The organism is Cohnella suwonensis (genome assembly GCF_042655365.1).
In the GTDB taxonomy this organism is placed as follows: Bacteria; Bacillota; Bacilli; order Paenibacillales; family Paenibacillaceae; genus Cohnella; species Cohnella suwonensis.
Genome location: NZ_JBHSMH010000041.1, coordinates 152,189 through 177,854, shown reverse-complemented (window position 1 = coordinate 177,854; position 25,666 = coordinate 152,189). Strand labels below are relative to the sequence as shown.

Annotated in this window: 23 protein-coding genes; 4 read left to right on the top strand and 19 right to left on the bottom strand. The window is 50.3% G+C overall.

Annotation, left to right across the window (positions count from 1 at the left end; genetic code table 11):
• Positions 1-145: 145 nt before the first annotated feature.
• The 7 genes from prfB to ACFPPD_RS13500 form a co-directional block, all read right to left on the bottom strand.
• A protein-coding gene (gene prfB, locus ACFPPD_RS13530) for a peptide chain release factor 2 (RefSeq protein ID WP_378082460.1) occupies positions 146-1,265 on the bottom strand; the annotation gives its coding sequence in 2 pieces (ribosomal slippage) (positions 146-1,186 and positions 1,188-1,265; 1,119 coding nt in all).
• Between the two features lie 35 nt (positions 1,266-1,300).
• On the bottom strand, positions 1,301-3,817 hold the full coding sequence (gene secA, locus ACFPPD_RS13525) for a preprotein translocase subunit SecA (RefSeq protein WP_209745471.1): 2,517 nt from the start codon (positions 3,815-3,817) through the stop codon (positions 1,301-1,303).
• Positions 3,818-4,019: 202 nt separating this feature from the next.
• The gene (locus tag ACFPPD_RS13520; RefSeq protein ID WP_209745468.1) at positions 4,020-4,280 is read right to left on the bottom strand and encodes a hypothetical protein; all 261 of its coding nucleotides are present in this window, start codon (positions 4,278-4,280) and stop codon (positions 4,020-4,022) included.
• Between the two features lie 221 nt (positions 4,281-4,501).
• Positions 4,502-5,065: a ribosome hibernation-promoting factor, HPF/YfiA family gene (hpf, locus tag ACFPPD_RS13515; RefSeq protein ID WP_209745465.1), complete on the bottom strand. Its 564-nt coding sequence runs from the start codon at positions 5,063-5,065 to the stop codon at positions 4,502-4,504.
• Between the two features lie 230 nt (positions 5,066-5,295).
• Positions 5,296-5,493, bottom strand: a complete 198-nt coding sequence (locus tag ACFPPD_RS13510; RefSeq protein ID WP_209745463.1) for a cold shock domain-containing protein — start codon at positions 5,491-5,493, stop codon at positions 5,296-5,298.
• A 116-nt stretch (positions 5,494-5,609) separates the two neighbouring features.
• Positions 5,610-6,794 (bottom strand): UDP-4-amino-4,6-dideoxy-N-acetyl-beta-L-altrosamine transaminase, encoded by a 1,185-nt coding sequence (pseC, locus tag ACFPPD_RS13505; RefSeq protein ID WP_209745459.1) that lies wholly within the window; start codon positions 6,792-6,794, stop codon positions 5,610-5,612.
• A gap of 39 nt (positions 6,795-6,833) precedes the next feature.
• Entirely contained in the window at positions 6,834-7,781 is a 948-nt protein-coding gene (locus ACFPPD_RS13500; protein WP_209745455.1) for a dTDP-glucose 4,6-dehydratase, read from the bottom strand.
• Positions 7,782-7,996: 215 nt separating this feature from the next.
• On the opposite strand from ACFPPD_RS13500, the gene ACFPPD_RS13495 reads away from it, so the two are divergent.
• Genes ACFPPD_RS13495 through ACFPPD_RS13480 form a run of 4 tightly spaced genes read left to right on the top strand, consistent with a single transcriptional unit; the run spans position 7,997 to position 11,988 of the window.
• Entirely contained in the window at positions 7,997-9,187 is a 1,191-nt protein-coding gene (locus tag ACFPPD_RS13495; RefSeq protein ID WP_209745452.1) for a glycosyltransferase family protein, read from the top strand.
• An 11-nt stretch (positions 9,188-9,198) separates the two neighbouring features.
• Positions 9,199-10,854: a hypothetical protein gene (locus tag ACFPPD_RS13490; RefSeq protein WP_209745449.1), complete on the top strand. Its 1,656-nt coding sequence runs from the start codon at positions 9,199-9,201 to the stop codon at positions 10,852-10,854.
• Positions 10,844-11,242, top strand: a complete 399-nt coding sequence (locus tag ACFPPD_RS13485; RefSeq protein WP_378082455.1) for an HAD-IIIC family phosphatase — start codon at positions 10,844-10,846, stop codon at positions 11,240-11,242. The genes ACFPPD_RS13490 and ACFPPD_RS13485 overlap by 11 nt, the downstream gene beginning before the upstream one ends.
• The gene (locus ACFPPD_RS13480) at positions 11,239-11,988 is read left to right on the top strand and encodes a glycosyltransferase family 2 protein (protein WP_209745446.1); all 750 of its coding nucleotides are present in this window, start codon (positions 11,239-11,241) and stop codon (positions 11,986-11,988) included. The genes ACFPPD_RS13485 and ACFPPD_RS13480 overlap by 4 nt, the downstream gene beginning before the upstream one ends.
• A gap of 126 nt (positions 11,989-12,114) precedes the next feature.
• Here the strand turns inward: ACFPPD_RS13480 and pseI are convergent, their stop codons facing one another.
• The 12 genes from pseI to ACFPPD_RS13420 all read right to left on the bottom strand — a co-directional run bounded on the left by pseI (position 12,115) and on the right by ACFPPD_RS13420 (position 25,649).
• Complete coding sequence (gene pseI / locus ACFPPD_RS13475; RefSeq protein ID WP_209745443.1) at positions 12,115-13,164, bottom strand: pseudaminic acid synthase; 1,050 nt, start codon at positions 13,162-13,164, stop codon at positions 12,115-12,117.
• Positions 13,165-13,213: 49 nt separating this feature from the next.
• Positions 13,214-15,112 carry an NAD-dependent epimerase/dehydratase family protein gene (locus ACFPPD_RS13470; protein WP_209745440.1) on the bottom strand — a complete coding sequence of 633 codons (1,899 nt, stop codon included), beginning with the start codon at positions 15,110-15,112 and terminating at the stop codon, positions 13,214-13,216.
• On the bottom strand, positions 15,084-15,677 hold the full coding sequence (locus ACFPPD_RS13465) for a GNAT family N-acetyltransferase (RefSeq protein WP_209745437.1): 594 nt from the start codon (positions 15,675-15,677) through the stop codon (positions 15,084-15,086). Before ACFPPD_RS13465 ends, ACFPPD_RS13470 begins: the two co-directional genes overlap by 29 nt.
• 26 nt (positions 15,678-15,703) lie before the next feature.
• Positions 15,704-16,429: a cytidylyltransferase domain-containing protein gene (locus tag ACFPPD_RS13460; protein ID WP_209745434.1), complete on the bottom strand. Its 726-nt coding sequence runs from the start codon at positions 16,427-16,429 to the stop codon at positions 15,704-15,706.
• The gene (locus ACFPPD_RS13455; protein ID WP_209745431.1) at positions 16,426-17,547 is read right to left on the bottom strand and encodes a DegT/DnrJ/EryC1/StrS family aminotransferase; all 1,122 of its coding nucleotides are present in this window, start codon (positions 17,545-17,547) and stop codon (positions 16,426-16,428) included. Before ACFPPD_RS13455 ends, ACFPPD_RS13460 begins: the two co-directional genes overlap by 4 nt.
• A gap of 31 nt (positions 17,548-17,578) precedes the next feature.
• Positions 17,579-18,166, bottom strand: coding sequence for an acyltransferase (locus ACFPPD_RS13450; RefSeq protein ID WP_209745428.1), 588 nt, complete (start codon positions 18,164-18,166; stop codon positions 17,579-17,581).
• Complete coding sequence (locus ACFPPD_RS13445) at positions 18,163-19,116, bottom strand: Gfo/Idh/MocA family protein (protein WP_209745425.1); 954 nt, start codon at positions 19,114-19,116, stop codon at positions 18,163-18,165. The genes ACFPPD_RS13450 and ACFPPD_RS13445 overlap by 4 nt, the downstream gene beginning before the upstream one ends.
• Before the next feature lie 74 nt (positions 19,117-19,190).
• Entirely contained in the window at positions 19,191-20,510 is a 1,320-nt protein-coding gene (locus tag ACFPPD_RS13440) for a nucleotide sugar dehydrogenase (protein WP_209745422.1), read from the bottom strand.
• A gap of 32 nt (positions 20,511-20,542) precedes the next feature.
• Entirely contained in the window at positions 20,543-21,580 is a 1,038-nt protein-coding gene (locus ACFPPD_RS13435; protein ID WP_209745420.1) for an NAD-dependent epimerase/dehydratase family protein, read from the bottom strand.
• A 24-nt stretch (positions 21,581-21,604) separates the two neighbouring features.
• The gene (locus ACFPPD_RS13430) at positions 21,605-22,546 is read right to left on the bottom strand and encodes an NAD-dependent epimerase/dehydratase family protein (protein ID WP_209745417.1); all 942 of its coding nucleotides are present in this window, start codon (positions 22,544-22,546) and stop codon (positions 21,605-21,607) included.
• 12 nt (positions 22,547-22,558) lie between these two features.
• Positions 22,559-24,466, bottom strand: a complete 1,908-nt coding sequence (gene asnB, locus ACFPPD_RS13425) for an asparagine synthase (glutamine-hydrolyzing) (protein ID WP_209745414.1) — start codon at positions 24,464-24,466, stop codon at positions 22,559-22,561.
• 49 nt (positions 24,467-24,515) lie between these two features.
• Complete coding sequence (locus tag ACFPPD_RS13420) at positions 24,516-25,649, bottom strand: DegT/DnrJ/EryC1/StrS family aminotransferase (protein WP_209745411.1); 1,134 nt, start codon at positions 25,647-25,649, stop codon at positions 24,516-24,518.
• Positions 25,650-25,666 lie beyond the last annotated feature (17 nt).

The following is a 25,666-nucleotide window of genomic DNA, read 5'->3' as shown; positions in this document are numbered from 1 at the left end:
TTCGGCGCCCTTTGGGCGCTGAAGAAGCTTTGCGGAGGTTATTCGGTAATGAATAAGGTAAACTTATAATTTCCGAATAACCGAAGAAAACTCCTTACACTTGTCAGTGTAAGAAGTTTCTTCATTAGCTATGCATGTATTGATTTTATTGAACGTCTTGTTTGATCTGACTGCGCAAGTAGCCGTCGATGAAGGAGTCGAGATCGCCGTCCATGACCGCGCCGATGTTGCCGGTCTCGACGGACGTGCGATGGTCCTTGACCATGCTGTACGGGTGGAAGACGTAAGAGCGGATCTGGCTTCCCCACGCGATGTCCATCTGTTCGCCGCGCACTTCGGCCAATTCCTTCTGTTGCTCTTGGATTCTCAGCTCGTAAAGCTTGGATTGGAGCATCTTCATCGCCTTATCTTTATTCTGGATCTGCGAGCGCTGCGTCTGGGACGCGACGACGACGCCCGTCGGCAAGTGAGTGAGCCGAACGGCGGAATCCGTCTTGTTGATATGCTGTCCGCCGGCGCCGCTGGCGCGGTACGTGTCGACCCGCAAATCCTCGGGACGAATCTCGATGTGAATCTCGTCGTTGATCTCCGGGATGACGTCGCACGACACGAACGACGTGTGGCGACGGCCGGAGGCGTCGAACGGCGAAATCCGGACGAGCCGGTGAACGCCTTTCTCCGCTTTCAGATAACCGTAGGCATTGTGGCCGCGAATCTGGATCGTGACGCTCTTGATGCCGGCTTCGTCGCCGGGCAAGTAGTCGATCAGCTCGACCTTGAAGCCGCGCTTCTCCGCCCACCGCGTGTACATCCGGTATAGCATCGACGCCCAGTCCTGCGATTCGGTACCGCCCGCTCCGGGATGGAGCTCCAAGATGGCGTCCAGCTTGTCATACGGCTGGTTCAAGAGGAGCTGGAGCTCGAAGCCGTCGACCTTGGCGACGAGCGCCTTGACGCTGTCCGTCCATTCGACGGCCATCTCCTCGTCGAACTCTTCGTCCAGAATCTCGAGCATGTCCTCGAGATCTTTCGATTCGTTCTCCAGCGCTTCGTATTGGTCGACCACCGATTTGATCGCGTTCATCTCGCCGATGATCGCTTGCGCTTTGTCGTTGTCGTCCCAGAAATTAGGATCGCCCATTTTGACTTCGTAGTTCTCGATCTGTTCTTTCTTCAGATCTAAGTCAAAGGGACCCCCTAAGTTGCTGGAGTCGCTTCGCGTTGGCGCGAAGGTCTTGCTTCACGGATACATCAAGTTCTAACATGATGAAATCACCTCATATGGAAATACCTTGCCGCATTAGTCTATGCGGCCATGGCACATTTTGTATTTCTTTCCGCTGCCGCAAGGGCACGGATCGTTTCTTCCGACCGCCGCGGCGTCGCGCGTCTTCGGCTTCTTCGGTCCTTCCTCGGCTTTCGTATCGACGGCTTGCCCTTCGGCGACCGCTTCCCGCTTCGGAGGCGTCGCCTGCACCGTCGCCCGCATGACGTACATCGTGATCTCTTCCTCGATGCGTTCGATCATGGAGAGGAACATGTTATGGCCTTCGAATTGATACTCGCGCAGCGGATCGTTGCCGCCGTACGCGCGCAAGTGAATGCCTTGACGCAGGTGATCCATCGCGTCGATGTGATCCATCCACTTGCTGTCGACCGCGCGAAGCACGACGACCTTCTCGAATTCGCGCATCGTTTCTACGCCGATCATCTCTTCGCGATCGTCGTACAGCTTGCTTACGCGCTCGACGATCATCTCGATCAGCTCTTCCTTCTCTTTGCCCCACAGATCGTCTTTGCTCAGACGGTCTTCCGGCAGGAAGTGCGCATGGGCGTAAGTGAGCAAGCTGTCCAAATCCCAATCTTCCGGCACGTCCGCGTCTGAGCAGTGGCTCTCGACCGCGCGGGCGACGACGGAACGGATCATGCCTTCGACCACTTCGCGGATGTTCTCCGTGTTGAGGATGGAACGGCGGTCTCCGTAGATCCGCTCCCGCTGCAGGTTGATGACGTCGTCGTATTGCAGGACGATGCGCCGGGCGTCGAAGTTGCTGCCCTCGACGCGCTTCTGCGCGGATTCGATCGCTTTGGAGATGAGGCGGCTCTCGATCGGCGACTCTTCGTCGAAGCCGAGGCGCTCCATCATGCCCATAATATTGTCGGCGCCGAAACGGCGCATCAATTCGTCTTGCATCGACAAGTAGAACTGGGACGAGCCTTGGTCGCCTTGACGGCCCGCGCGGCCGCGGAGCTGGTTATCGATCCGGCGCGATTCGTGCCGCTCGGTGCCGATGATGTGCAAGCCGCCGAGATCCGCGACGCCGGATCCGAGCAGGATGTCCGTTCCGCGTCCCGCCATGTTCGTCGCGATCGTGACGGTGCCGCGTTGGCCGGCGTTCGTGATGATCGCCGCTTCCTCGGCATGGTACTTCGCGTTCAGCACTTGGTGGCTGACGCCCTTCTTCTTCAGTAAATCGGAGATGCGCTCCGAGTTCTCGATCGAGACGGTACCGACGAGAACGGGTTGTCCGGTCGCGTGGCGGCGGACGATCTCCTCGACGACGGCTTTGTACTTGCCGTTCTCGGACTTGTAGACGACGTCCGGGGTATCGACGCGGATCATCGGACGGTTCGTCGGCACTTGAATGACGTCGAGGCCGTAAATGCGCTTGAACTCTTCTTCCTCCGTCTTCGCCGTACCGGTCATGCCCGCCAGCTTCTTGTACATCCGGAAGTAGTTCTGGAACGTGATCGTCGCGAGCGTCATGCTCTCGTTCTGAACGGTCAGCTGTTCCTTCGCTTCGATCGCTTGGTGGAGTCCTTCGCTATAGCGACGGCCGGCCATCAGGCGTCCGGTGAATTCGTCGACGATGACGACTTCGTCTTCTTGGACGACGTAGTCGACGTCGCGCTTCATAATAAAGCGCGCGCGCAACGCTTGGTTGACGTGGTGGTTCAACGTGACGTTCTCGTGAGCGAACAGGTTCTCGATGTTGAAGGCGCGTTCGACCTTCGTGACGCCGGCTTCGGTTAACGTGACCGTGCGCATCTTGATGTCGACGGTGAAGTCTTCGGCGTCCTTCAGCTTGCTAACGAGTCGGTCGGCCGCATAGTACAGCTCCGTGGACTTCTGCGCTTGACCGGAAATGATCAACGGCGTGCGCGCTTCGTCGACGAGGATCGAGTCGACTTCGTCGATGATCGCGTAGTGAAGCGGACGCTGTACCATCTGTTCCTTATAAAGGACCATGTTATCGCGCAGGTAGTCGAATCCGAATTCGTTGTTCGTGCCGTACGTGATGTCGCAAGCGTAAGCCGCTTGCTTCTCTTCGTGGGTCAGGCCGTGCAGGTTGCAGCCGACCGTCATGCCCAGGAAATTATAAATCTGGCCCATGAGCGCGCTATCGCGCTGCGCCAAGTAATCGTTGACGGTGACGACGTGAACGCCTTCCCCTTGGAGCGCGTTCAAATATACCGCGAGCGTGCCGACGAGCGTCTTGCCTTCGCCCGTTCTCATCTCGGCGATTTTACCGGAATGGAGCACCATGCCCCCGATCAATTGCACGTCGAAGTGGCGCATGTTCAGCACGCGTTTGGACGCTTCCCGGATCGTGGCGAACGCCTCCGGCAGAATATCGTCCAAGGACTCGCCTTTGGCGATGCGTCCGCGGAATTCATCCGTTTTGGCGCGAAGCTGCTCGTCGCTCAGCGGCGATACGGAAGCTTCCAGGCCGCTGATCTGGTCGACGGTTTTGAGAAGCCTTTTTACTTCGCGCTCATTGGCATCTCCGAATATTTTTTTGACAAGTCCCAGCATGTGGATATACCCCTCTCTAGTGCGGGTCTAACAGCATCTTCTCATTTTAGCAGTTTGGCGAAAATGGGGCAAGGAAGCGGGGCGAGTATTGACGGGAGGCAGGCGGGAGACAAGCGGGGGAAGGCGGGCGTTCGGCAACAAAAAAGCCGCGACGCGAGAGGCGGGAGAGCCTGCTCCGTACGGCATAGATCGATTCGCGAAGTTATTGTCTGGCGCCTTGCAGCTCGCGGATTCTCGTTTCATGGTCCAGCATATGAACCGCGACGGATCCCATCACGCTCTCTAATCTTGCTTGTCCGGCCTTGAGGCCGACGACGTCAGACTTCATTACGGCGACGTCTGCTTTCAGCACTTCGACGTCTTTTTGAATCTCAGCAACCCTCGTGTCCAAACCAGTGACTTTTGCGTCCAACACTTCGACTGCATGCTTGATCGATAGCAGGATTTCTTTCGTTTCGTCCATCCGATCAACTCCTTTGTCCCTATTATAGGTTTTCGACTATGGCATGTGAAGAGACAAAAAAAGCCGTGTTTCTCCTTCACGAGAACAACGGCGTGTGCTTCACGTCCATGGCGTTTCTGCTTCGTTCAATTTAACATTTTATTGTCGAATGGACAACCTTTTCCTGTTTGTAAAAAAGCCCCGGCACGGTGGCCGAGGCTTGTTCGTTGTCGTTATTAGGGTTATTCGGCGGATTCTATCAATCCGTATTTGCCGTCGTTGCGGCGATAGACGACGCTGACTTCCTTCGTCGACGTATTCACGAATACGTAAAAGTTATGTCCGACCAGATTCATCTGAAGGATCGCTTCTTCCACGTCCATCGGCTTCAGGTTGAATTTCTTGGATTTCACGAGCTCCAGTTCATCCTCTTCGTCTCTAGCGATCGTCGAGACGGCATGGCCGTTGCCGAAGTCTTCCTTGAACAGCGCCCGAGCGGAGCCGGCTTCGCGGAAATTGCGGTTGATCTTCGTCTTGTGCTTGCGAATTTGCCTTTCGAGTTTGTCCACTACGAAATCGATCGACGCATACATGTCTTCTCTTTTCTCTTCGGCTCGCAGGATCGCGCCCGGGAGAGGGATCGTAACCTCGATGGCCTGATGGCCTTTCGTTACGCTGAGGGTTACGTTGACATCGGATTGGGGAGGTGCTTCAAAATACCTTTCCAGACGACTGAGTTTCTTCTCGACGTACTCGCGAAGAGCATCTGTCACTTCCATACGCTGACCACGGATGTTGTATTTCATCTGGCATTCCTCCTTTGCGTACCCCCATGATACCACACCCGGAGGGCCCATTCAAAACATTCCGCTAATAATTTTGAATTATCTGATTATTTTACGAATATGCGCTTGCAAGCTTTCAATCGCCGGTAAAAATAAAAAACCCTGGATAGGAATCCAGGGTGCGTGGCAATACCGTCATGACGTGTAACCCACAACTTGTATGATCGTTCGGCGGCATACCGCCGGGATGATTACGCTTTGGTAACGTTAGCTGCTTGAGGGCCTCTTGCGCCTTGAACGATATCGAATTCTACCGATTGGCCTTCTTCAAGCGATTTGTAACCGTCCATTTGAATAGCGGAGAAGTGAACGAACACGTCGCCACCTTGCTCTGTTTCGATGAATCCGTAACCTTTTTCTGCGTTGAACCATTTAACTTTACCTTGCATGTGTTAAACATTCCCTTCATATTCAAATGACGTTAGACGTAAGCAATAATGCCTAGCCCACATCACGAATATAACATCAGGTAAATTTTGTGTCAATCAGTTTTTTGTAAGCGGTGTCATTGTTTGTGCGTTAAGCTCTTAGCAACTTCGCGAACGGCATGGATAACGTCAGCCGCATCGTCATCTGTCATCGCCGGAAAGAGGGGCAAGGTCATCGCTGTCCGATAGTAGGCCTCCGCCTCAGGAAGCGAGATGTCGGCATATCCTATACTCTGATAATAAGGCTGCCGGTACACCGGAATATAATGCACATTTACCCCTATGTTTCGCGCGCGCATTTCAGCGAATACGACATCACGAACACCGCGTATTACCCGTTCATCCCAGCGCAAGACGTATAAGTGCCAGCTTGAACGAGCATCAGGATGCTGATAAGGGATTGTAACGCCCTGCAGATCGCTAAAAGCCCGGTTGTATTGTTCCGCGATTGCCCGTCTGCGTTCTACAAACCGATCCAGCTTGTTGATCTGTGAAGCGCCAAGAGCAGCTTGCACATCCGTCATGCGGTAATTGTACCCGAGCGCCTGCATTTCGTAGTACCAAGGGCCGTCGTTTGACTTCATCCGCTCCGTATCCCGAGTCATTCCATGATTACGGAACAGCAGAAGCCTGTCGCGATATTGTTCGCTGTCCGTTACGATCATGCCGCCTTCCCCAGTCGTAATATGCTTAACGGGATGGAAGCTGAACATGGTCATGTCCGCCAAGGCGCCGACTTTTCTACCGCTATATTCCGCACCGAGCGAATGCGCGGCATCCTGGATCAGAACGAGCCCCTGATCGTGCGCCAGCATGGACAAGCGGTCGTTCTCTACAGGCTGCCCGGTAAAATCAACCGCGATGATCGCTTTGGTCTTGGGCGTAATCCGCCGCTCAACCTCAGCCGGATCGATGTTATACGTATCCGGACGGATATCGGCAAAAACCGGCGTTCCCCCGCAATAGAGCACGGAATTGCTGCTGGCCAGGAAGGTGATCGGTGAAGTGATGACTTCGTCCCCCGGACCGATGCCTGCGGCGAAGCAAGCGCCATGAAGCGCTGCCGTGCCGTTGCAGAAGGCTACCGCGTATTTAGCTCCCACGAAGTCGGCAACCGCCCGTTCAAACCGCTCGATAGCGGGGCCCTGGGTAATAAAGTCGCTCCTGAGAACCTGAACGACCGCTTCGATATCTTCCTCGTCAATGGATTGCCTGCCATAGGGAAGCAAGGCACTCCTGAAGCTTTTCTGACGTAAATCCATGCTGCACGACCTTTCCGAAGGCATATCCGGGTTCCCCGGTCAAATCAAATCGGTACCCCGAATCCAATCTTCAGTCCTGCGAATTCCTTCTTCCAGGCTGACTGCCGGTTTCCAACCAAGCAGTAGGCGCGCTTTATCGAAGTTGCAAAGCAGCTTATGAATTTCGCTTTGCGGATGAATATGCTCGACGTGTGCGATACGCGATTTATCTCCGACGATCAGCTCGGCCAAATCGTTAATTGCAATGTCGCGGCCTAACCCGGCATTTACGATTTCCCCGTCGACCCGGCCCGAATACCCCGCTTCCGTCACGAATCGGGCGCAATCCTCAACATAAAGCAAATCCCTCGTTTGTGTACCTTCACCGTATATGTTCAATGTTTTTCCCGCAAGTTTGTTCTTGATAAAAATCGCCACCACGCCGCCTTCGCCGCCCGTTTTCTGGAAGGGGCCATATGTATTGAAAGGACGGATTACAACCGCAGGAAGCTTATAGGCGAAATAATAGGACAGCACCATATTCTCCGCTGCGATCTTGGAGCCTGCATACGGCGACGCGGGTTTGATCGGATGCACTTCGGTAATGCCTTCTTCGTCCATGCACCTGTCGTATACCATACACGTGCTCATAAAAACGATTTTCACATTATATTTTCGGCATTGCTCCAACACGTAAAAGGTTCCGAGCGTGTCGTTGTTGAAGGTCGTCCGCGGTTCGTCGATCGAATCCTGCACGTTAATAGAAGCGCCGAGATGGTAACAGATGTCAAAGCGGTTGCGGCTGAACAGCTCGCCGAGCAGCTGCTCGTCCAAGATCGAGCCTTTCACGAAAGCTTTCAATCCGCTGTGCCCGTGAAATTCTTCAATATTGGCTTCTCTTCCGTTTGACAGATCGTCCAATATCCATACATCGTGGCCGTCGCCCAGCAGCCGTTTGACGACCCATCGGCCAATGAAGCCGGCTCCGCCGGTGAGTAAGATGTTCATAATTCCGTCTCCTTGAAATGATATATCGTCTTCGCACATTCATATTATCGGAAAAAGAAGCGAAAAAAAACAGCCCCGGATACTGGCGATTACTGACTTATTCTGTCTAGTTATTCATGCCGTCTGATGATAGACTAAAATTGTAAGGAGTCAAACTCCAAATTTACACCGAAATCTCATGTTCGTGAAAGCGTCACATATGCGAGGTGTACATAATGGCAAAAATGGTGTTGTATAAGGGGCAATCACAGTACGGCGCATTGCGGGTACACATTGACCAACTGGCGGAAGCCTTTCGTTTGTTGGGGCACACCCCAGTTGTCATTGACTTGGTTGAAAATGACGCATTAACCCAGTTGGAAAATGCATTGACAAGCGGCAGCAATTTTGTTTTTTCGTTAAATGCAATCGGAATTGATTTCAAGGTAGGAGAGCGGTCCCTCTATGACGTGGTCAACATCCCCTTTGTTACGGCATTGGTGGATCATCCCCACTATCATATCGAACGTTTGAACAACAAAATTTCGAAAAGTGCCGTAACGTGCCTCGATCACTCCCATCTTCGTTTTCTGTCGAATTATTATCCGTCCAACCATTTCAAGGTCAAAGCTTTTTGGATGCCGGGCGGAAGCACGGTTCGGGAAAAGACGGATCAGGACGTTGATAGCTTTCTTCGGCAAAGGACCATTCCGCTGCTGTTCACCGGGAGTTACCGCGGAGTTCCTAAGCGAACCTGGTCAGGAAGCGGCCTGAGATCCGTACCAAACATAATGGACGATGTCTGCGACCTCATGCTGTCCCACGATTATCTCGCTGCGGAGGATGCACTGGACGAAGTATTGAAGCACCGCGGAATTGTCTTTAGCGAAGATCAAAGAAAGATTATGCATAAGTATTGCCTTGAGCAAGTCGGACGATATATAGAGGCATACCGCCGGCATTTGTGTCTGGAATCGCTGGGGAAGGCCGGTGTGCCTATGGAAATTTACGGAAACGGCTGGGACGGTTTGTCGGAGAAGTGGCCGACCTTTAGGTTCAAGGGAACTGGCAGCGTTGAAGAAACCTTGGACTTGCAGCAACAATCCAAAATCTGTTTGCATACGAACAACAACTTCGTCGAAGGCGGACACGAAAGAGTGTTTAACGCGATGACGAACGGGGCAGCCGTCGTCTCGGAAACCAGCCTTTTCTACGATAATGCTTTTGAAAACGGGAAAGAGATGATCGCTTTTTCGTGGAAGGATCTGAACGATTTGCCCGAACGGATCATGCATTATCTGGATAATCCGGAGACCTTGTGGGAGATAGCTAACGCGGGGCACCAGAAGGCCAAACTGGAGCATTCGTGGGTCCGCAGAGCAGAACAAATCCTTGATTTATTTGAACTGGCGAACATCGACGTATAGGGGCGCGCTCTATGAAAATACTGATCATTCCAAGCGCCAAGACCGTTAGCGGGGAACTGCAACAAAACTTCGGAGAAATTCCAAGCGTTCTGATTCCACTGCAGGGGAAGCCGGTGTTCGAGCATTTGTTCGAACAATACCGGCACACCGTGGACAAAATCTATATTGTTGGTTATGAGCAAAGTGATCTCATCGAGGCTTATCTGGTGTCCAGGCAACTCAACCATTCGGTTGAGTTGGTTGTGCTAGACCGGTTGGGAAGCCTTGGCTACAGCATCTGCTTCGCGATGAAGGAAGCTTTCCGGAGCTGCGGTACCGTGGACAGCATCCTGGTCAATTTTGGCGATACGCTATTAAACGAAGAAGTACAAGCGGATGAAAATACCGTTTATTATTCCAAAACCCGGCATTCCAAAACGTGGACGACTTTTCACCACGACTCGGGGAAAATAACGCAGGTTTGGGATCGCCAGGAAGTTCAATATGCGGAAAACTACGACTCGTTTATCGGGGTTTTTCACTTCGCAGACCCGTCGGCATTTCTTCAGGCTTTGGAAGACGCCGGGAAGCACAACGGGGTATACGACAGCTTCTATCATGCGGTCTTAACCTATAACGAATTGTACCCTTATCAGATCAAGCAAACTCAGGAATGGATGGATGTCGGGCATCAAGAGCAGTACATTCAGACCGCGAAAGAAGTGCAGGCCCGGTTTTTCAACACGATAGAGATCGACAAGCAAAGGGGCATTCTGACCAAGAAAAGCGAAAACCAGGAGAAGTTTATTAAAGAAATCAAATGGTACTTGAAGCTGCCCTCGCAACTGCAATATTTGATCCCGAGAATTTTCGACTATTCTTTAGATTACAACGATCCCTACGTCAGAATGGAATATTACAGTTACAACACGCTTCACGATTTGTTCGTGTACGGTAACCATTCGTTAAGCCAATGGGACGAGATCTTCGATTCCATGGAACAGATTATTCTTGATATGTCCAGGTATCAAGTTAGTCTAGGGCAGGAAGAGGCTGCAGCGTCGTTGGATGCGATTTATATCGAAAAGACGATTCAGCGTTTGAACAGTTTGAAGCACCATCCGCAATTGGGAAGGCTGCTCACGGAGGAAATCGTGATTAACGGGAAGAAGTTCCCGCCACTGAGTTTCTATATGGAAATTCTGCCTGAACTGCTTCAGAAAAATCAGGTATACAACGTAAACTCGTTCCAAATCATTCACGGGGACTTATGCTTCAGCAATATTTTGTATTCGCTCAGCGGAAGCACCATCCGGTTAATCGATCCGCGGGGAGAATTCGGAAAGTTCGATATTTACGGCGATATTCGTTACGACTTGGCCAAATTGAGCCATAGCGTATTAGGCCGCTATGATTTTATTATTAATGATTTGATAGATGTTCGGATGGAGGACAATCGAATCCGGTATGAAATCCATTCGAACCGGAGAAATGCGCAAATCGGCGAACGGTTTCGCGATCGGTTAAGCAAGCTGACGGATATGCGCGTCATACGGCTGATCGAATCGTTATTGTTTCTAAGCATGGTGCCGTTACACGGCGATTATCCGAGAAGACAGCATGTCATGCTGGCGGTAGGAGTAGAAATGCTAGACAGCTTTTTGCGGGGTGACGGAAGTGATTGCTGAAGAGAATGTACTCGTCATGGATATTGACGGCACGATTTGCGAGAACAAGAAAGAACATCAAAGCTATCTCGATCTTAGACCTAAGTACGATGTCTTGGATAAACTGCGGGAGTACAGGCAAAGAGGCTTTTATATCATTCTTTATTCGAGCCGGCAGATGCGGACCTACAAGGGAAATGTGGGCAAGATCAACGCCAATACCGCAAAGACGCTGTTTCAATGGCTGGACAAGCATGACATTCCTTACGACGAAATCCATTTCGGGAAGCCCTGGTGCGGCAGAAACGGGTTTTATGTCGACGATAAGGCGATCCGCCCCAGCGAATTCCTGCAGTACTCCCTTGAAGAGATTCAGAATTTGCTTAAGAGAGAAGACGGTGTGTCATGAGCTTAAAAATCATCGTTACCATGGCCGGCATGGGCAGCAGGATTACACGGGCAGGCATTGCGCAACCGAAGTATAAAGTGATGGCGCGGGGCAAATCCCTGTTTGAATGGTCCATGCTTTCACTACGGGATTTCTTTGACGAGGAGTTTATTTTTATTACTCGGAAAGAAATATACGATGAGGCTTTTTTGCGGGACCGCTGTGCGGAGCTGGGAATCCAAAGCTATCATGTTGTCATGCTGGAGCAACTCACAAACGGACAGGCAACTACAGCTTTAATGGCGGATCCTTATTTGCGGGGCGATGACAGTTGTATTATCTACAATATCGATACGTATGTTGCGGAAGGCCAAATATCGAAAGTCGATATTTGGCCCGAACTTGACGGGTTTATCCCTGTCACGCGAGTGCAGGGAGACCATTGGAGCTTCGTGAAGACGGACGATGCCGGAACCGTGGTCGATGTTGCCGAGAAGAAGCCGATTTCCGACCTGGCTACAATCGGATTGTACTATTTTAAAAGTTGGAACCAATACAAGAAAGTCTATCATGAGAATGCGGAGAACATCCCGAAGGAGAACAAAGAATATTATATCGCCCCCATGTACAAGGCTTTCATTGACGGAAATTTGAAAGTCGGAATCAAGATCATCCCCTTAAGCGATGTCGTTTTTCTAGGCACTCCTAAGGAGATTGAAGCTTTTGATCCCGGGTATGTCAAGGCGAATATGGAAATAAGGAAATGAAAAGTGTCGGAATCAAAAACGTATTCGGACGGAAAACGCAAGTTGCCGACGCATTTGGGGTTGCCGAAATCCATACTTAGCCCCAAAAAAAGTCGGCAACTGCATCACTGCCTTATCCAATCCCGGTTACAATAGCTCCCAAGATAATGGGGTCCCTTTCTTGATGTCTTGATTAATTTGTTTTCCAAGAATGCGTTCCAAATATTTGGTCGGCAAACCAAGTCCGGGACGTATCGCCCGCAAGTTCTGTGTCGAAAAACGGTCCCCGGCTTTCATGTCTTGCGCTACATACAAGGAACGGCGATGCTTCAACGAATTCGTCTCCGCTTCGGTCGGCCCATAGACAATCCCGCCGATGGATTGCCAAGCCCTTTCCGTTTCGACGGCAAGCGCTTTGAATTCCTCGGGTTCCAACGAAAAGGCCGAGTCCACGCCTCCGTCCGCACGGGAAAGCGTGAAGTGCTTCTCGATGACAGTTGCTCCCAATGCTACGCTTGCGACAGACGCGCCGATTCCCATCGTATGATCGGATAGGCCGACCTGGCATTGGAATAATTGCTCCATGTGCGGAATCGTCGACAAATTCGAATTGCTAGGGGTTGCCGGGTACGTGCTCGTGCACTTTAATAGGACCAGGCTTTGGCATCCGGCTTCCCTCGCTGCTTTTACGGTCTCGTCAAGCTCGGCAATGGAGGCCATCCCCGTTGAAATGATGAGCGGCTTTCCGGTTGCCGCCGCTTTGCGGATCAAGGGCAAATCCGTGTTTTCGAATGAAGCGATCTTGTATGCAGGTACGTTCAAGCTTTCGAGAAAATCGACGGCCGTTTCATCGAACGGAGTACTGAACGCGATCAAGCCTAACTCCCGGCACCGTTCGAATATCGGTTCGTGCCACTCCCAAGGTGTGTATGCCTCTTGGTAGAGCTTGTAAAGCGAGTTCCCTTTCCACAAGCTGTCGGGATCATCGATAAAAAACTCGCCTTCCTCTATATCCAACGTCATCGTATCGGCCGTGTAGGTTTGCAGCTTCAGCGCATGTGCGCCTGCCTCTGCCGCCGCTTCTACGATTGCCAACGCCCGATCCAAAGATTGATTGTGATTGCCGGACATTTCGGCTATTAGGAACGGGCGGTGATTGCGGCCAATCCGCTTGTCCGCAATGGTTATCTCGTTCATATCGCGACCTCCAATAACATGATACGCATCTCCTTAACTGCGAACACAATCATACGATAAGATCCCCGGGATAGCGGACCAACTTTTTGTTCCGCTTCGATCGAAGGAACGGATAAGATTCGAGTTCCTGTCCCATCGACTCCAATATAAACCAATAGAAACTGTCCAGTCCCATTTCAACGCTAAGGGAAGAGGCTCCGCCAAATCTGCTGTTGCATTCGACGATGTGGATTTGACCTGACGCATCGACGATGATCTGAAAGACGACATGACCATACAATCCTAATCGGCTCGCGAATTCCACGCAGGTTTGCTCTAGGAGAGGGGCATCGACCGCCGTCGTGATTTGGGATTCACCGTTCAAGACCAAGTCCCTGGTCCGAGCGACGATACCTTTGACCGTTCCCTTGCTATCCACATATAAATCGACGCTGAATTCCTTACCCTCTATATAGGGCTGGAATAGGGGTTGATTGAGCTGCCCCGCGTGCAGAAGAGCTTCGTCCTTGGAGAGGCCAAGCCCTATTTTTTGCGAGCCTGCGCCAAAGCGTTCCTTCACGACATAAGAACCCTCGTGCCGAAGCTCTTCGATGGAAAGAGCGACAGGGATGACCGGGAATCCCATCTCTTCGCCGATAGCGGAAAATAACAGCTTATCCAAGCATGCTTCTACAGCTTCCGTTCCGGAAACCATAACCGAAATGCCTTCCGCGGCAAGGGTCTCCTTCATCCGGGAGAAAAAGAGGAGCTCTCCATCCCGTGTCGGAACGATGCTGCGGACGTGGTTTCGTTTGCAATAATCAATCAGAGTTTCGACCGAGAGTTCCCGAAGGGGAGGCATTTCCCAAAAACGGTCCGTAAAATGCGACCCGATACACTCCGGGTTAAGGTCTGCGCCGATTAATTCGGTATCCGAACCCAATTTGGCAATAGCTTGTTTAACGCTTTGAATGAGCGGAACCTTCCTCGAAACGCTCGTAACGAGAAGGTTATGAGGCCCCGGTTGCCTTACGTTCTCGTTCGCCCTGGCGCGATAATGTTCAACCAGTTCGGGAATCGTCTCCTCCAATTGTCTTGAAGGCCGCCAACCCGTAAGAGCCATGAAACGATCCATATTCGCTTGGGAAGCTTCAAAAGGAATATCGCTAGGTTCTTCCGAGTATTCCATCGACGGAAAATAGTTCTTCAACACGGTCAAGACGTCGTTTACGGATCGGGCGTTTTGAGTGCCCAGGTTGACGATCCCGGTGGCTTTGCTATGCGCCAAACGGATTAAGCCTTCCGCCACGTCATCCGCATAGATATAATCGAATATTCCCTCTTTGCGGAAAACCGTAAGCTTCTCCCCTTGCCATAATGCTTGAATCCACCGTGAAATGATATCCCGGGAGTTTTTTCCATACACGCGGTAAATACGGGCGCACACACTCTCGAAAGGGCGAAATTCGCTTAAAAAGCGCAATTCGATTTCATGCAGCAGCTTGGCTGCTCCGCATTGATTCCGAGGATAAATCGCGGCTTCCTCGTTCAGGGACCGAGCCTCCCGCTGAGGCTCGGCGAATTGATACAGTGCAGGGTCATAGATCAAATAGCTCGAAGCGAATACGACCTTCAGCAGTTCGGGCATTTCTTTCATGCAGTCCATGACATGATGACTAAGCTTGACGTTATGCCGGTAATTCTCGTTCCAAAAATCGTAGGACTCGGTAGATCTTTCGAACGCAGCAGCCAGGTGAAAAACATAGTGCGGCGAGAACTCCAGCAACTCTTCCTTGGTCAGATAATTCAGATCGCCTTGGCGATACCGGATGTCCAGATGCCAATGATTCGGCCTCGGCTTGAGATCGCCCACGAAAAGATCTGCGCCCATATGGAATAAACGTTGGATCAATGCTTGACCGATTACCCCCGCGCCGCCGCTAACGAATATTCTTTTCCCTCTCAGCATCGTAATGCTCCTTTAAACATCCGTGTAATAATGAATCCACGAATCGTCCGTCGATTCGAACATGTTGTTTCATTCGGCCTTCGAAACGGAACCCCTCGGCTTCGAGGATGGCGACATGCTTCGGGCGTATATCGAATGTCTCGGTGAATAGACGGTTGAATCGCAAGTCCTCAAACGCAACCCGTTTCAAAAGCCGAAGAAAATGCCTGAAGTCGGATTCGTACAGCTTTTCGTCCGATATCCGCTCCGTCGAAACCAGAAAGGATACCTCCGCCCGAAGACTGCACCAGTCCATGTTCGTCAGTCCACCGTATCCAATCAGCAGATTATCCCAAAAATATCCAAATAGCATTAGCGATGGATTTTCCATCTCGAGACTTGGGAGAACGACTTGCTCATAATAGCGAGCCTGATCTTCATCCGTTAGTTTTTTGTTTTGCCTTAACACATCGATTTGCTCGTTGCGCCATTGTTTGATGTAACGCATATCCTCGAAACGCAGCACCGAGATCCGGTAACGATCCAGTTCATAAAAACCTTGCGATAACGATTTATAGGCTTTCATGATTTATCTCCTTCACCGTGCGTTCGCTAAATAACAGGCTTCTGTTGGATGTGAGCGTTAATTCGCGCTACTTCCGGATGATCCAACAAATAGCGGATTACTTCCCGCGAAGAAACCAACGGATCGCCCCGAAAACGATCGGCAACGCGCGTCAGCATTTCATAGTCCTCGGAAGTATCGAGAGTAATTCTAAGATCCGGATGCCGGAGCCCTTCGGGCAGCTGAAGCTTCATGACCTGAAATTGTTCCGAGTACTCGTATGCGTAATAGGTTACGTGTTCCCTGTGCCTCGCTTCATGGCCGTGCTTGTCTATGAATTTCAACGCCCGGTAAGAAATCAACTCCATGGGAAGACCCCTGGGCAGGTCTCCTTCAAGAATGGCCACGTCCGCCAGGGAGCGCTTCATTTCCTCCATCATAGCGTTTCCTAACTCATAATCGATAAAAGGACAATCGCTCGTCACACGGATTACATAGTCGGGCCGGTAGCTTTCGGCACACTTAACGTACCGGGATAATACATCGTCTTCCGATCCCCGGAAACAAGCCACTCCGTGATCGCAACACCAATCGACGATAGCTTGATCCTGTTCCAAAGTTGAAGTGGCAACGATGACTTCATCGACATTCCGGATTTGCTTGCACCGTCCGACTACGTAATCCAGAATAACGGTATCGCCTAAGGAATGCAGGACTTTTCCGGGCAAGCGGGTTGATCCCATTCGAGCCTGGATGATCAGAATGGTTTTCATCGCAGTCCTGCCGCCTCGCGAATGGAACGGATCGCTCTCTCTTGTTTCTCCGGATGCATAAGCGGCCAAATGGGAAGGCTTAAGACTTCATCCGCAAGCGTCTCCGAGACGGGCAAATGGAGTTCCGATTTCCCGTTCAAGGGTTGATAAACGGGCAACCGATGGACCGGAGTAGGATAGTACACCATCGTTGAAATACCAAGTTCGCTCAGATGCCTTTGAAATTCGTCACGTCGGCCGTTCAAGATACGAACGGTGTATTGGTGATAAACATGCTTGGCGTACGGAAGCTCGGCCGGGACTACGATTTCGGAGATGCCGTGCAACTGATCGTCATATTTTCGGGCAATGCCTCTGCGGTTCTCGTTCCAATGATCGATATGCGGCAGCTTCACTCTCAAAATCGCGGCCTGGATTTCGTCCAGCCGTGAATTATAGCCTAACATTTCGTTACGGTATTTGTTAATTCCGCCATGCGTCCGCAGCTTACGTGCGATTTGGGCAACGGCTTCGTCTTGGGTTACGAACAGCCCGCCGTCACCGTACGCGCCCAAATTTTTGGTCGGAAAAAACGAAAAACAGCCTGCATCTCCCAAAGTGCCCAGCTTCTTGCCTTTGTACTCTCCTCCGAAGGCCTGGGCAACATCCTCAACGACGAACAGTTTATACTTTGCAGCCAATCGACGGATTTCGTCCATATCCGCCGCTTGACCGTACAGATGAACGGGCATGATCGCTTTCGTACGGGAAGTGATTTTTTCTTCCATCTTGTTCGGATCCAGGTTATAGGAACATTCCTCTACATCGACGAAAATCGGAGTCGCTCCGACTTGGCCGATCGCCTCAGCCGTTGCGAAAAACGTAAACGGCGTCGTGATCACTTCGTCGCCCGGGCCGATTCCGAGCGCTTTTAACGCAATAACCAGAGCGTCAGTCCCGGAATTAAGGGCAACGGCGTATTTAACGCCAAGATAAGCAGCCACTTCTTCTTCGAAGGCCGTCACGTTCGGTCCCATAATGAATTTCCCCGAGCGGATTACGCCTTGCACAGCTTCCATGATTTCGTTCCACAAAAGCTCGACTTCCGAATTTACCTCGAATACGGGCACGTTGCTCATTCGACTACACCTCTCTATTTTAAGGCAAATGTCAGGCTTGAGTGCGCTTTACGGCTTGTTCAGACGGGTTATACGAATACGTTCTCTCGCAGTTTTCGCATTGCGCCGTGTTATTCTCGAAACGCAGCGTTTCCCCGCATTCGCAAACCCATCCGATCCTCTTGGCCGGAACGCCCGCCACCAATGCGTAAGGAGGAACGTCCTTCGTCACGACCGCGCCGGCGGCGACAAATGCCCATTCCCCTAACGTAACGCCGCATACGACGGTTGCGTTCGCTCCGATAGATGCGCCGCGTCGAACGACGGTCGGGGCGTAATCGCTGCTCGTATTGCGGGGGAAAGCGGATCGGGGCGTCCGAACGTTGGTAAATACCATGCTAGGCCCGCAAAACACGTCGTCTTCAAGAATGACGCCCTCGTAAACGGAAACGTTATTCTGGATTTTCACGTTGTTGCCGATGCACACTCGATTCGCGATCAGCACGTTTTGCCCCAGACTGCATCGTTCGCCGATCACTGCTCCGCCCATGACATGGCAGAAATGCCAGATCTTCGTTCCCTTCCCCACCTGGGCGCCTTCATCGACGTAGGAGGATTCGTGGACAAAATAGTCGCTCATGTATTCAATCCTCCGCGCAATAGGTCCGAAGCCTTCTCTAGAATGCGTACGACCTCAACCCCGTTCGTTCCGTCGGACAGAGGCCGCCTGCGCAAGTCGACGCATTCTAGGAAATGCTTGCACTCCAATGTTAACGGCTTCGCTTCTCCTTTGAAAACAAGCTCCGACCCTTCATCTACGTTCGATAGCTCGGCATCGATGCCTTTTCGGTGAAGCGTCACCGTTTGTACTTCTTCGTCGTATACAAGCATTCCTGTTGTTCCGATAATTGTCAGGCATCGGCGCTGCTGCGGCCATAACCATGAGGTATGTAAGTGTGCAGTAACGCTATCAGTAAAGGTCAGATGCACGTAGACATCGTCTTCGATAGCAGGCTGCACGATTCGCTGTCCGGTTGCCTGAATGTCCTTGGGAGATTCCCCGACCAGATAGAGAAACACGGCCAAATCATGGACGCCGAAGCTCCATAATACATTTTCGACCGCTCGAACCCGTCCAAGCTTCATCCTCTCCTGATGAAGGCTTCTCAGCTTTCCGATCCGGCCTTGGTCGACCATTTCTTTCATCTTCCGGATAGCCGGTTGATAGAGCAGCAAGTGACCTACCATCAATATCCGCTGCTTCTCTTCGGCCAGAAGGACCAGTTCTTCGGCTTCGTCGGCGGACAATGTCAACGGCTTCTCGACGAAAATGTCTTTTCCGGCCAGCAAGGCCTTCCGGGCAATCGCGGCATGCGTATGAGCCGGCGTTGCGATGACGAAAGCTTGTGCTTCCGCGGTTAATGCCGATCGATAATCCTCGTATAACGGAACCTCTGGGTAGTCCGTCTTTAGCCGGTTCCGGAGCTCGGGATGGGCTTCCGCCACGCCTGCCAAAGCTCCAAGTTCATAGAAGGTCCGGACCAAATTCTTCCCCCATTGCCCAGCCCCTACGACAATGACTTTGGTCATCTTGCTAAGCCTTCTCTCCTGGTGATGTAAAAAAAGCGAAAACGGTTATTTTCGCTTTTTTGAGGTCGTCGCTGCTACAATCGGTGATATGTATTTGCGGTTTTTCTGCCATTCATCGCATTTCGAGTGTCGAACAAAACGCCGGCATATTCCCCGATCTGATCGTAATCAAATTCCGAATGGTCGGTCGCGATAACTACAATATCGGCATTTTGCAGATTTTCTTTAGTCAGCGGGACGGCTTCATAGCTATTTCCTTTATATCGGAAGGAAGGAATTTTCGGATCGCTGTAGATCACATTTGCTCCTTTCCTCTTCAACAGCTCCATGATCGTCACGACCGGAGATTCGCGGTAATCGTCAATATCCTTTTTGTAGGCGACTCCGAGTAAATAGACGGTTGAATTGCGGATGGGTTTGCATTCATCGTTGAGAATGTTGCCGATTCGCTCCACCACAAACTCGGGCATGCTGTTATTGATTTCACCCGCCACTTCGATTAAGCGGGTGTGGTAATTGTATTCCCGGGCTTTCCATGTCAAATACCACGGGTCAATGGGAATGCAATGCCCGCCCAGCCCCGGCCCCGGATAGAACGCCATAAATCCGTAAGGCTTTGTCTTCGCCGCGTCAATGACTTCCCAAATATCGATGTTCATGCGGTTGCACAAAATGGCCATTTCGTTAACGAGTGCGATGTTGATGTTCCGGAACGTATTCTCCAGTATTTTCTCCATCTCGGCTACGGCAGGGCTGGATACGACATGAACTTGTCCTTCCAGCACTTTCTGGTAAAGAGCTGCGGCTACTTCTCCGCAGGCCGCCGTCACCCCGCCTACGACTTTAGGGGTGTTTTTGGTCTTGAACTGTTTATTGCCCGGATCGACGCGCTCCGGGGAGTAAGCCAGGAAAAAATCTTCGCCGCATTTTAGCCCTGTTGACTCGAGGATGGGCTTAACGACTTCTTGGGTCGTGCCAGGGTAAGTCGTACTCTCAAGAACGACAAGCATGCCCGGGTGCAGGTGCTTGGCCACCGCCTCCGCAGATGCCCGTACATAGCTGATATCCGGCTGCTGATACTCATCAAGCGGGGTTGGTACGCAAATAGAGACGACATCGACGTCATTCAACAACGAATAATCCTTGGTAGCCCGAAACCGGCCCGATTTGACCAGCCCCTTAAGTTCCTCGTCAACCACATCCCCAATATAGTTGATTCCTAGATTCACCTGATCGACGCGCGATTGCTGGATATCGAACCCGATCACTTGAAAGCCAACCTTGGTTTTTTCCACGGCAAGCGGCAGTCCGACGTAGCCCAGACCGATGACACCGAGGGTAGCTGATTTGGATTGAAGCTTGTGGATCAGGGTATTGTGAAACGGAAGCGTCATTTGATATACCCACCTTATCTCGGCCTGGTGCATTATAGAAAACGCTTATGTTTCTCCATGCATTGTTCAATGAATTCCAAATGATGTTTTGTCCATGTGACGGTCTTACGCAAACCCTCCAACAATCCGACTTTCGCCTGAAAGCCAAGCTCCTTCCGGGCTTTTTCGATACTGCCGAATCTTTTGCCGGAACGATCCCAATCCCGCGCCGGACGGTAGTCAACCCCCACAGGGTTATCAGTCAGCTTATCGACCGTCTCGGCCAGTTGAAGAATCGAAGTTTCTTCACCGCTAGCCAGATTATAAACGTCTCCCGCAGTGCCTTTTACAGCACACAGCATTAAACCTTCCACAATGTCATCTACATAGATAAAATCTCGGGTAGCGATTCCTCCGTTCTCAACGGTTAGAGGCATTTGCTTTAATGATTTATAGATGAAAGTGGGGGTCACATTTCGCCATACCGTTGCAGGAGTACCACGCCACAGCCCCGCCCCCAAAATTTCCCGAGGACCATATACATTCTGAAAACGTGCTTTCACCACAGGAAGTTTGTGTTGTTTAAAATAGTAGTTGGAATAAAACTCTCCAATAATTTTGGAAATTTGATAGGGGCTGTCCAAGTGTAAAGATACCGGCGAATCCTCAGTGGTCGCTTCCGCATGTTCGAACGTTTTCTCGGCGACCGTACAGCCAGCGGAAGAATAGACAACTTTCTTAATGTTGTTAAATCCCTTGATTTTTTCATACAGCTTCAAGGTTGTGAAGGTGTTGTTCTCATGATCCGCTAACGGATCATGCATGGAACTTTGATTTCCGTGATAAGTAGCCAAATGAAACACATAATCCAGATCGGCAGGAAGTTGATCCAAAATGCGATCGTCGGTAATCGAGCCCTCCAGAAACGTGACATTACCCGCATCCGGGACATTCTCTTTTTCGGAAGAAAGCAAGTTGTCGACGACAACGATCTCTAGTGGAAATGAAGAGAGGAGCTTGTGAACGAGATTGCTGCCCACAAAGCCCGCTCCCCCTACGACGAGAATTTTTTCGTTACGGAATTGTTCCATAAATTCTACCACCACTTTACGCCGTTATTTGGATTCAACCGGTTTTAGATGTGTAAAGGTCTGCGAAATCCCGTATTGCTTGTACCATTCAATTGCTTTCTTCACCCCGTTTTCAAGAGGCGTCGTGACCTTCCAATCAAAATCGCGGTTTGTCCTTGAAGGATCAAGCAGGATCGTGAATGCATCGTCTTCATTTCGCGGGCGTACTTCAACCTCTTGATCCAGCGTAATGTTCAACGCTTTGATCGTTGCGTCGAACAATTCTTTGATCGAAAAGTCGGATCCGGATGAGATATGGTAAGCCCCTCTGCCTCCCATTCCATCGATTGCTTTCATGACGACGGATACCAGATCGTCGATGTAAATAAAATCACGGCGGGTATCCATTACAAAACAAGGTTTCTCATTCGTAAGCCGGTGATAGAAAGTAGGCAGGGGACCGCTCAAGTTGCGCGGACCATATGCATTCGCCAGACGGAAAGAAAAATATTCAAGACCGCTCAGTTGAATATATTGTTCGCCTGCAGTTTTGCTGATGGCATAGCTGCTTCCTTCGGATTGAATGGGATGGCTCAATGTGATCGGCTGTTCCAAAGGTTTAAGACCATAACAGAGTGCAGTCTGGAAGTAAATGATGCGCTGCACGCCTTGCTGCTTTGCGGCCTTCACCACATTCACTGTACCTGTTATATTGGTGAACGCATCTTCTTCCCAATTGTCCGGATCCTTGTAAGACGCAGCCGCGTGGACAACCACTTCCGGTTGGAATTCGGCAAACACACGATCTACCAATGGCCGGTCGGCAATCGATCCCTCTACAACCGTAAGTCCGTCTTGAGCAGTCAGGTTATCCCTTCTGCCGGTCGCATAATTATCAATAACCAGTACCAGGTTGCCGCCGCTTAACAGACGATCCGCGATATGGGAACCGATAAACCCGGCCCCACCTGTGATCAGAACTTTCATATTTCCCATCTCCTACTCTTGTAATAATTTTTTGTATTCATATTCCCGATCATGGAATTCTTGCTGCCACAGCTCCAAACTCAGAAGTCCCCAGAGCTTACGGCTATACTTGGGCTCGTTCTCCAGATTGCTTAAGACTTCTTTATTGTTCGTGAAGTCTCTGGATAGGGCTTGCCGGCTTGAGAAAAGATCAAAAACGAAATCCCGCGCACCGCCTTTCACCCATTCGTTAAACGGTACCGGAAAACCCATTTTGTCTTGCCGGTTCACAATCATCTCAGGGAGTTCGCGTGATAAAGCGTTCTTAAGCAATTGCTTGGTTGTACCGTCCTTGAACTTAATGTTGGAAGGAATCGTCGCTACAAGTTCGATAAGCGGATGATCCAGAAAAGGCACTCTCGATTCCAGTCCGTGAGCCATGCTCACCCTGTCTTCCACGTGCAGTAATGCAGGCAGCAAAGTCTTAAAATCAAAATGGGTCATGGAGTCGAAATACGACTCTTTCTTTACGTTGTTTGCTCCGAAAATGCTTTTGAAAGATTCGTAGGGAGAATAATCGTTCAACAAATCCCAACGGATTTCATCTTGTAGAGTAGTTGCCCGGTTGATCAACCGGAAATAGCGTTTGTCCAGATCGTCGAAAAGCCCTTCGCGCCAAAAATCTTGCAATAAAGGCTTGTAATTTTTGAGTGACGTTAAATTCGGAATAATGGATTCATACGTCACGATGAAGTTCCCATTTTTGGTAGTTCCATCAATCGCCGCTTTTATGCACTGTTCAAAATAAGCAATGATGTACCGGGTATATCCGCCGAAAATCTCGTCACCGCCTTGTCCGCCGAGAACCACTTTGCGATATCGGCTCGCATGCTGCGAAACCATATACTGCGGGAATGAGCCCGGCCCTGCGACCGGCTGATCCAAATGAAAAATGACTTTGCGGATGTTTTCGATAAAATCTTCAACTTGTATTTCAACCTGATGCAGTTGAAAGCCCCGCCATCTGGACAATTCCTCCGCATACATGCTCTCGTCGTAATCCCGGCTGATCGAAAACTTTCCCGTGAACCCCAGGAAATCTTCGGATTTCTCCTTCGCTGCCAACGAGGCGATTATGCTGGAGTCAAGTCCGCCGCTTACATAGGCTCCCACAGGAACGTCGCTGCGCAAATGAACTTTCACCGAGTCCGCAAGCAAGTCATACACTTTCTCTTCGAAGTACTTCCCTGTATGGTCCCAATCCAAATCATAATAAACTTCCCAGTACTTCCGGACTTGAACATTTCCATTCCTCACCGTCAGCATATGACCTGGCTGAAGTTCGTGAATGCCTTGAAACAACGTTTTACCCGACAGGCAGAATTGGAAGCTTAAGTAGTCTTTAAACCCTTCCAGATTGGTTTGTATGCGCTCGATGAACGGCAACAGCGCCTTAATTTCTGAAGCAAAGTAAAGGGTATCCTCAACGATTGTATAATAGAAAGGTTTGATTCCAAACCGGTCTCTCGCGCAAAAAAGCGTCTGATGCCGTCCGTCCCAAATGGCAAATGCAAACATTCCCCTGAGATGGTCCACACAATCGTATCCCCATTTGAGATAGGATTGCAAAATGACCTCCGTATCGGAATCGGTTCGAAAACGATCTCGTCCCAATTGATCCCGAAGTTCCAGATAGTTATAAATTTCGCCGTTAAACGTAATCCAATTGTCGGACATGTCGGTCATTGGTTGTGCTCCGGAAACCGCATCGATGATGCTTAATCGACTGTGGGCAAGACCGACGTACTTCTCATCATTGTACCAGATCCCTTGCCCGTCAGGCCCGCGATGCTTTAGCAACTGATTCATGACCTGCAACCGTTTTGGCATTAGTTCTATAGAATTGTATGATAAGTTAATCGAACCTGCGATACCGCACATATTTACAGCCTCTCATTAACTGAATTTGTTGATACTGTTATTACCCTAATCACGAGATTAGCGATTTTAAAGATTCCGAGACAACCTTCACTTTTTCTTTGGTCATGTTCATTCCGGATGGAAGATTAATTCCATAAGGTGATATTTTATACGCAACGCCATTTCGTAATTGTGCATTTTGGGCTGCTTTTAATTTCTGATAGGCAGGCAGAGAGCTTAACGGGTAGAAGAACGGCCTGCAGTCTATGTTTAATTCTTTTAATTTGGATATTAATTGTTCTTTTTCTATGTTTTGTCGATCTGAAAATACAGCGGTAACCATCCAGTAAGTGTTTTTTGTGTGAGGTGCTTCAAAATTTAATTTCATGGTTTGCAAATGGTCAAGTTCTTCCCGATACCAATTAAAAATTTCCCGCTTCTTTGTTACAAGCTCTTCAATTCGTTCCAATTGAGCCAGCCCCAGAGCAGCCTGTAAACTGGACATTTTGTATTTATAGGCTATTTCTGAATTCCAAAACATTTTATCACCAGGTAGGCGTCCATGGTCCCGAAGAAACAAACACTTTCTATAAATATCCTCTCGATCGGTGACCAGCATCCCCCCCTCACCGGTCGTTAATGTTTTTGAGCCATGAAAACTGAAAACACCGATATCTCCAAGGGAGCCCGCTTTATTACCGTGATACATACTGCCGATAGCTTCCGCAGCATCTTCAATAATGGCGATCCTGTGTTTTTCAGAAATCTTTCGAATGGCGTTCATATCAGGAACATTACCGTACAAATCAACCGGAATTACCGCTTTCGTTTTCTCAGTAATACAACTTTCAAAACTTTCGGCGGATAGGCACCATGTTTGGGGATCGATATCAGCAAATACTGGGGTGGCCCCGACATAATGAATGGGTGCTGAAGTGGCAATCCAAGTGATATCCGGAACAATGACCTCGTCACCGGGACCTACACCGGCTGCGAGCAAGGAAAGGTGAATGGCTGACGTGCATGAAGGCATTGTAATCGCATATCTTACGCCAACATATTGGGCAAATGCTTTCTCAAACTTATCATGATAGACATTGGCATTCTCATACCATGCACTTTGGACCGCTTCAGTAACGTATTCGATTTCCTTTTGCGTAATGGAGGGTCCGGAAACATGGATTTTTTCACCTTTGATGCCCATCAGAACACTGCTCCTTC